The sequence below is a fragment of the Limnohabitans sp. genome, from assembly GCF_044373035.1.
In the GTDB taxonomy this organism is placed as follows: Bacteria; Pseudomonadota; Gammaproteobacteria; order Burkholderiales; family Burkholderiaceae_C; genus Limnohabitans_A.
The window spans coordinates 1-6142 of sequence record NZ_JBILQU010000131.1; the positions used below are offsets into that span (position 1 = coordinate 1).

The 6142-nt window shown below is 56.1% G+C and carries 12 protein-coding genes and 1 pseudogene; all 13 read left to right on the forward strand.

Annotation, left to right across the window (positions count from 1 at the left end; translation table 11 throughout):
• Window positions 1–127 (forward strand): annotated as a pseudogene (locus ACIQ47_RS14005) (elongation factor Tu); the annotation flags it as partial.
• A 76-nt stretch (window positions 128–203) separates the two neighbouring features.
• A complete protein-coding gene (rpsJ, locus tag ACIQ47_RS14010) occupies window positions 204–518 on the forward strand; it encodes a 30S ribosomal protein S10 (protein WP_019426908.1) in 315 nt (104 codons plus the stop codon).
• A gap of 181 nt (window positions 519–699) precedes the next feature.
• Window positions 700–1365: a 50S ribosomal protein L3 gene (rplC, locus tag ACIQ47_RS14015; RefSeq protein ID WP_396438703.1), complete on the forward strand. Its 666-nt coding sequence runs from the start codon at window positions 700–702 to the stop codon at window positions 1363–1365.
• Window positions 1365–1985 (forward strand): 50S ribosomal protein L4, encoded by a 621-nt coding sequence (rplD, locus tag ACIQ47_RS14020; protein ID WP_108352548.1) that lies wholly within the window; start codon window positions 1365–1367, stop codon window positions 1983–1985. Before rplC ends, rplD begins: the two co-directional genes overlap by 1 nt.
• Window positions 1982–2296 carry a 50S ribosomal protein L23 gene (gene rplW / locus ACIQ47_RS14025; protein WP_108352549.1) on the forward strand — a complete coding sequence of 105 codons (315 nt, stop codon included), beginning with the start codon at window positions 1982–1984 and terminating at the stop codon, window positions 2294–2296. The genes rplD and rplW overlap by 4 nt, the downstream gene beginning before the upstream one ends.
• 2 nt (window positions 2297–2298) lie before the next feature.
• Window positions 2299–3123 (forward strand): 50S ribosomal protein L2, encoded by an 825-nt coding sequence (rplB, locus tag ACIQ47_RS14030; RefSeq protein WP_019426904.1) that lies wholly within the window; start codon window positions 2299–2301, stop codon window positions 3121–3123.
• A 10-nt stretch (window positions 3124–3133) separates the two neighbouring features.
• Window positions 3134–3412 (forward strand): 30S ribosomal protein S19, encoded by a 279-nt coding sequence (gene rpsS / locus ACIQ47_RS14035; protein ID WP_007847809.1) that lies wholly within the window; start codon window positions 3134–3136, stop codon window positions 3410–3412.
• A 9-nt stretch (window positions 3413–3421) separates the two neighbouring features.
• The gene (rplV, locus tag ACIQ47_RS14040; RefSeq protein WP_019426902.1) at window positions 3422–3751 is read left to right on the forward strand and encodes a 50S ribosomal protein L22; all 330 of its coding nucleotides are present in this window, start codon (window positions 3422–3424) and stop codon (window positions 3749–3751) included.
• A gap of 14 nt (window positions 3752–3765) precedes the next feature.
• Window positions 3766–4644: a 30S ribosomal protein S3 gene (gene rpsC / locus ACIQ47_RS14045; RefSeq protein WP_108352550.1), complete on the forward strand. Its 879-nt coding sequence runs from the start codon at window positions 3766–3768 to the stop codon at window positions 4642–4644.
• 11 nt (window positions 4645–4655) lie between these two features.
• Window positions 4656–5072, forward strand: a complete 417-nt coding sequence (gene rplP / locus ACIQ47_RS14050) for a 50S ribosomal protein L16 (RefSeq protein WP_019426900.1) — start codon at window positions 4656–4658, stop codon at window positions 5070–5072.
• Between the two features lie 17 nt (window positions 5073–5089).
• Window positions 5090–5284, forward strand: coding sequence for a 50S ribosomal protein L29 (rpmC, locus tag ACIQ47_RS14055; RefSeq protein WP_108352552.1), 195 nt, complete (start codon window positions 5090–5092; stop codon window positions 5282–5284).
• Window positions 5285–5293: 9 nt separating this feature from the next.
• Window positions 5294–5563, forward strand: a complete 270-nt coding sequence (gene rpsQ / locus ACIQ47_RS14060; protein WP_053172811.1) for a 30S ribosomal protein S17 — start codon at window positions 5294–5296, stop codon at window positions 5561–5563.
• Window positions 5564–5666: 103 nt separating this feature from the next.
• The coding region (locus tag ACIQ47_RS14065; RefSeq protein WP_396438704.1) for a peroxiredoxin at window positions 5667–6142 on the forward strand (476 nt) is incomplete at its 3' end.

Here is a 6142-nt window from a genome sequence, read left to right on the forward strand (position 1 = left end):
GGGTGACAACGTGTCGATCACTGTGAAGTTGATCAACCCCATTGCGATGGAAGAAGGCCTGCGCTTTGCCATCCGCGAAGGCGGCCGCACGGTTGGCGCTGGCGTCGTTGCCAAGATCATCGCTTAATTCTTTTGTGGCGCAGCAGCGCAAAGGATTGGCCTTTGCGCTGTAGCAAGCAGAACACTCACCACAAGGAATTGACATGTCATCCAAGCAAAAAATCCGCATTCGCCTGAAGGCGTTTGACTACAAATTGATCGACCAGTCCGCTGCCGAGATCGTTGACACCGCCAAGCGCACCGGCGCGATTGTCAAGGGCCCCGTGCCTTTGCCAACCCGCATGAAGCGTTTTGACATCTTGCGTTCGCCGCACGTCAACAAGACCAGCCGTGACCAGTTGGAAATCCGCACGCACCAGCGTTTGATGGACATCGTTGACCCGACTGACAAAACAGTTGACGCCCTGATGAAGCTCGATCTGCCTGCAGGCGTGGACGTCGAAATCAAGCTGCAGTGATGCAGTGTGGGATGGCTGTAAAGCCATCCGAACACTTGAAATAGAGCCCGATTTGCCAGTAATGGCGAGTCGGGCTATAATTTCAGGCTCACCTGATGAAGGTGAGATTTATTAACAGTCTTTCACACACCAAACGTGGCTGCCAATTGAAGTGGCCACGGTGGAAGTTTTGGAGAAAACAATGAGTCTTAGTAACTCCCTCGGGTTGCTGGGTCGCAAGGTGGGCATGATGCGTCTGTTCACTGATGATGGGGATTCCGTTCCTGTCACAGTGCTGGATGTGTCCAACAACCGTGTATCCCAAGTCAAAACCCAAGAGAACGATGGCTATGTCGCTTTGCAAGTGACATTTGGTGCCCGCAAGGCATCGCGCGTGACCAAGCCCATCGCTGGTCACCTGGCCAAAGCCGGCGTGGAAGCCGGTGAAATCATTCAAGAATTCCGCGTGACCTCTGACACAGCAGCCCAGTTCGCCGCCGGTGCCACTGTGCCTGTGGCGGCTGTGTTCGCTGTGGGCCAGAAAGTGGACGTGCAAGGCACCTCCATCGGCAAAGGCTTCACTGGAACGATCAAGCGTCACAACTTCAAATCGCAGCGCGCATCGCACGGTAACAGCCGTTCGCACAATGTGCCTGGTTCGATTTCGATGGCACAAGATCCTGGCCGTGTGTTTCCTGGCAAAAAAATGTCGGGTCACCTCGGCGATGTCACTTGCACCACGCAGAACCTGTCCGTGATCCGCGTTGACGAAGCCCGTGGCCTGTTGATGATCAAGGGTGCCATTCCCGGTTCCAAAGGCGGCTTCGTGACTGTGCGTCCAGCCGTTAAAGTTAGAGGAGCGAACTGATGCAGCTCGAACTCCTGAACGACCAAGGTCAAGCCGCCTCCAAAGTGGATGCGCCCGAGACTGTGTTCGGTCGTGAATACAACGAAGCCCTGATCCACCAAATCGTGGTGGCTTATCAGGCCAATGCCCGTCAAGGCACCCGCGCTCAAAAGGACCGTGAACAAGTTCACCACTCCACCAAGAAGCCTTTCAAGCAAAAAGGTACGGGTCGCGCTCGTGCGGGTATGACCTCCTCGCCCTTGTGGCGTGGCGGTGGTCGGATTTTCCCGAACATGCCTGACGAAAACTTCACACAGAAGATCAACAAGAAGATGTACCGCGCGGGTATGACTTCGATCTTCTCCCAGTTGGCTCGCGAAGGTCGACTGGCCGTGGTGGATTCTTTCAAGGTTGACACGCCCAAAACAAAGCAACTCGCTGCCAAATTCAAGGCCATGAGTCTCGACAACGTGCTGGTGATCGCCGACGAAGTCGACGAAAACTTGTACTTGGCATCGCGCAACCTGATCAACATCCTGATCGTTGAGCCACGTTACGCCGATCCCGTGTCTTTGGTGAACTTCAAGAAAGTCCTCGTGACCAAAGGTGCCATGGACAAACTCAAGGAGATGTTTGCATGAGCGCCGTGAAGTTTGACGAAGGTCGTCTGATGTCCGTGCTGGTGGCCCCCATCGTGTCCGAAAAGGCCACCATGGTTGCTGAAAAAACCAACACCGTGACTTTCAAAGTGCTACAGGACGCTACCAAGCCTGAAATCAAAGCCGCTGTGCAATTGATGTTCAAGGTCGAGGTCAAAGGCGTGTCTGTGGTGAATACCAAGGGCAAGACCAAGCGTTTTGGCAAGACCATTGGCCGCCGCGACAACATTCGCAAGGCTTATGTCACGCTGCAACCAGGTCAAGAGCTGAACCTGTCTGGGGAGGCCGCGTAATCATGGCTGTCATCAAGATCAAACCGACATCACCAGGCCGTCGTGGCGTGGTGAAGGTTACGCGTGACCACCTGCACAAAGGTGAAGGCTACGCGCCGTTGCTGGAACCTCAGCACCAAAAATCGGGCCGTAACAACAACGGTCACATCACAACTCGCCACAAAGGCGGTGGTCACAAGCACCACTACCGCGTGGTCGATTTCAAGCGCAACAAAGATGCGATTCCGGCGAAAGTCGAGCGCATCGAGTACGACCCTAACCGTACTGCGCACATTGCTTTGCTGTGCTATGCCGATGGCGAGCGCCGTTACATCATTGCCCCCCGTGGCATTGAAGCCGGTGCAACCCTGATGTCGGGTGCCGAAGCGCCGATCCGCGCTGGCAACACTTTGCCTATTCGCAACATCCCCGTGGGTTCGACCATCCATTGCATCGAGCTCAAGCCCGGTGCGGGTGCCCAGATCGCACGTTCGGCAGGAGCTTCGGCCACCTTGCTGGCTCGCGAGGGCATCTACGCTCAGGTGCGTATGCGCTCCGGTGAAGTTCGCAAGATCCACATCGAGTGCCGTGCCACGATTGGTGAAGTCGCCAACGAAGAACACAGCCTGCGCCAATTGGGCAAGGCCGGTGTCAAGCGTTGGATGGGTATCCGTCCAACCGTTCGTGGCGTGGCCATGAACCCGGTGGACCACCCGCACGGTGGTGGCGAAGGCCGTACCGGCGAAGGCCGTCATGCAGTAGACCCGTGGGGCAACCTCACCAAGGGCTACCGTACCCGTAACAACAAGCGCACACAGGTCATGATCGTGTCGCGTCGCAAGAAGTAAGGGTTAGACAATGACACGCTCTCTTAAAAAGGGTCCCTTCGTTGACCACCATTTGCTGGCCAAGGTCGAAAAAGCCGTCGCCACCAAAGACAAAAAGCCCGTCAAGACATGGTCGCGTCGCTCCATGGTTCTGCCCGATTTCATCGGTCTGACCATCGCCGTTCACAACGGCAAGCAACACGTTCCTGTTTATGTGACCGACCAAATGGTGGGTCACAAATTGGGCGAATTCGCACTGACCCGGACATTCAAGGGTCACCCTGCGGACAAAAAAGTCCAGAAGAAATAAGGAAAGACCATGGAAACACGTGCAGTCCTCCGGGGCGTCCGTTTGTCGGTCGATAAAGGCCGCTTGGTCGCCGATTTGATTCGCGGTAAAAAAGTGGATCAAGCGCTGAACATTTTGACTTTCACGCAGAAAAAAGCTGCAGGCATCGTCAAAAAGGTTCTCGAGTCCGCAATCGCCAACGCTGAGCACAATGACGGTGCCGACATCGACGAGTTGAAGGTGAAAACCATCTACGTCGAACAAGGCACCACACTCAAGCGTTTTACAGCCCGCGCCAAAGGCCGTGGTAACCGCATCAGCAAGCCCACATGCCATGTGTATGTGACGGTTGGCAACTAAGCCAGGGAAGAAACATGGGACAAAAAATCCATCCTACCGGCTTCCGTTTGGCCGTGAGCCGTAACTGGTCCAGCCGTTGGTACGCCAGCAACAAAGACTTCGCCGGCATGCTGGCCGAAGACATCAAGGTGCGTGAGTACCTCAAGGCCAAGCTCAAGAACGCTGCGGTTTCCCGCGTGCTGATCGAGCGTCCAGCCAAGAGCGCCCGCATCACCATCTTCTCGGCTCGTCCAGGTGTGGTGATCGGCAAAAAAGGCGAAGACATCGAGTTGCTCAAGAAAGAACTCGCTCTTCGTCTGGGTGTGCCAGTGGCCGTGAACATCGAAGAAGTGCGCAAACCCGAAATCGATGCGCAACTGATCGCTGACAGCATCACGCAACAGCTCGAAAAGCGGATCATGTTCCGCCGCGCCATGAAGCGCGCCATGCAAAACGCCATGCGTCTGGGCGCCCAAGGCATCAAAATCATGTCGGCTGGCCGTCTGAACGGTATCGAAATTGCGCGTACCGAGTGGTACCGCGAAGGCCGCGTGCCATTGCACACCCTGCGCGCTGACATCGACTACGCCACTTCCGAAGCCAAGACCACCTACGGCATCATCGGTGTCAAGGTCTGGGTCTACAAAGGTGACACCTTGGGTCGCAATGACGCTCCTGCACTGGCTGAGCCACGTGCCGAAGAAGAACGCCGCCCACGTGGTCCACGTCGTGATGCACGTCCAGGTGAGCGCCCCGCAGGCGATCGCCGAGGCGGCCCACGTCGTCCCGCTGGCACCAACACAGCACCTACCGACGGCAGCGACAAGCCTGCCGGCGCAGGTGGTGATGCCAAACCCGCCGTTAAGCGCGTACGCACAGTCGCCGCGCCAGCTGCAGCAGCTGACGGTCAATAAGGAGTAATTACATGCTGCAACCTGCTCGCAGAAAGTTCCGCAAGGAACAGAAAGGCCGCAACACCGGCGTCGCTACCCGTGGTAACACGGTGGCGTTCGGTGACTTCGGCCTGAAGTCCACAGACCGTGGCCGTTTGACGGCCCGTCAGATCGAAGCCGCACGACGTGCGATTTCCCGTCACGTCAAGCGTGGTGGCCGCATCTGGATTCGTGTATTCCCTGACAAGCCGATTTCCACCAAGCCTGCTGAAGTGCGTATGGGTAACGGTAAAGGTAACCCCGAGTACTACGTGGCCGAGATCCAACCCGGAAAGGTGCTCTACGAAATCGTAGGCGTGCCCGAAGAGTTGGCCCGCGAAGCCTTCAAATTGGCCGCTGCCAAGTTGCCCTTGCGTACCACTTTTGTGGCCCGCATGATTGGCCAATAATTCAGGAGAAATAAGAAATGAACGCTGCTGAATTGCGCCAAAAAGACGTTGCTGGTGTGAAAGACGAGATCAAAGCGCTCCAAAGAGCCCACTTTGGTCTGCGTATGCAAAAAGCCACGCAACAACTCGGCAATACCGGAACACTGAGCGAAACCCGTCGCTCGATCGCCCGTGCCAAAACCATCCTTGCCCAAAAGCAAGCCGCCAAGTAAGGAGTGACCATGACGGAAGCTAAAACATCCCTCAAGCGCACCTTGATTGGCAAGGTGGTCAGCGACAAGCGCGCCAAGACCGTGACCGTGCTCGTCGAGCGTCGTGTGAAACACGCCCTCTACGGCAAGATCGTGGCCAAGTCGAGCAAGTACCACGCGCACGACGAAACAGGTCAATACCACCTGGGCGACACCATCGAAATCACGGAAAGCCGTCCGATTTCGAAGACCAAAAACTGGGTGGCCAGCCGCCTGGTGCAGAAAGCCGAAGCGGTCTGAGTTTAAAACCCGGACTTGTGCAAACTTTCTGAAAACGACCCACAATGGTGGGTCGTTTTTTTTCCCCACGGCGCATTCGCCAAACATTCAAATGGAGCACAACATGATCAAAGTCGGCGACACATTGCCCGCAGCCACGCTGATGGAATACGTTGAAGTGGAGGGCAATGGCTGCAGCATTGGACCCAATCCGGTGGACGTGGCCAAAGCCACAGCAGGAAAAACCATTGCCCTGTTTGCGCTGCCAGGCGCTTTTACGCCCACCTGCTCTGTCAAGCATGTGCCAGGCTATGTGGAAAACCACGATGCCTTGAAGGCCGCTGGTGTCGATGAAATATGGTGTGTGAGCGTGAACGACGCTTTCGTCATGGGTGCATGGGCCCGTGAACAAAAAACCGGTGCCAAAGTGCGCATGTTGGGTGACGGCAGTGGCGACTTCAGCAAAGCCACAGGCTTGACGCTGGACCTGACAGCCCGTGGCATGGGTGTGCGCAGCAACCGCTATTCCATGCTGGTCAAAGATGGCAAGGTTGCCACTTTGAATGTGGAAGGTCCAGGCAAATTTGAAGTCAGCGATGC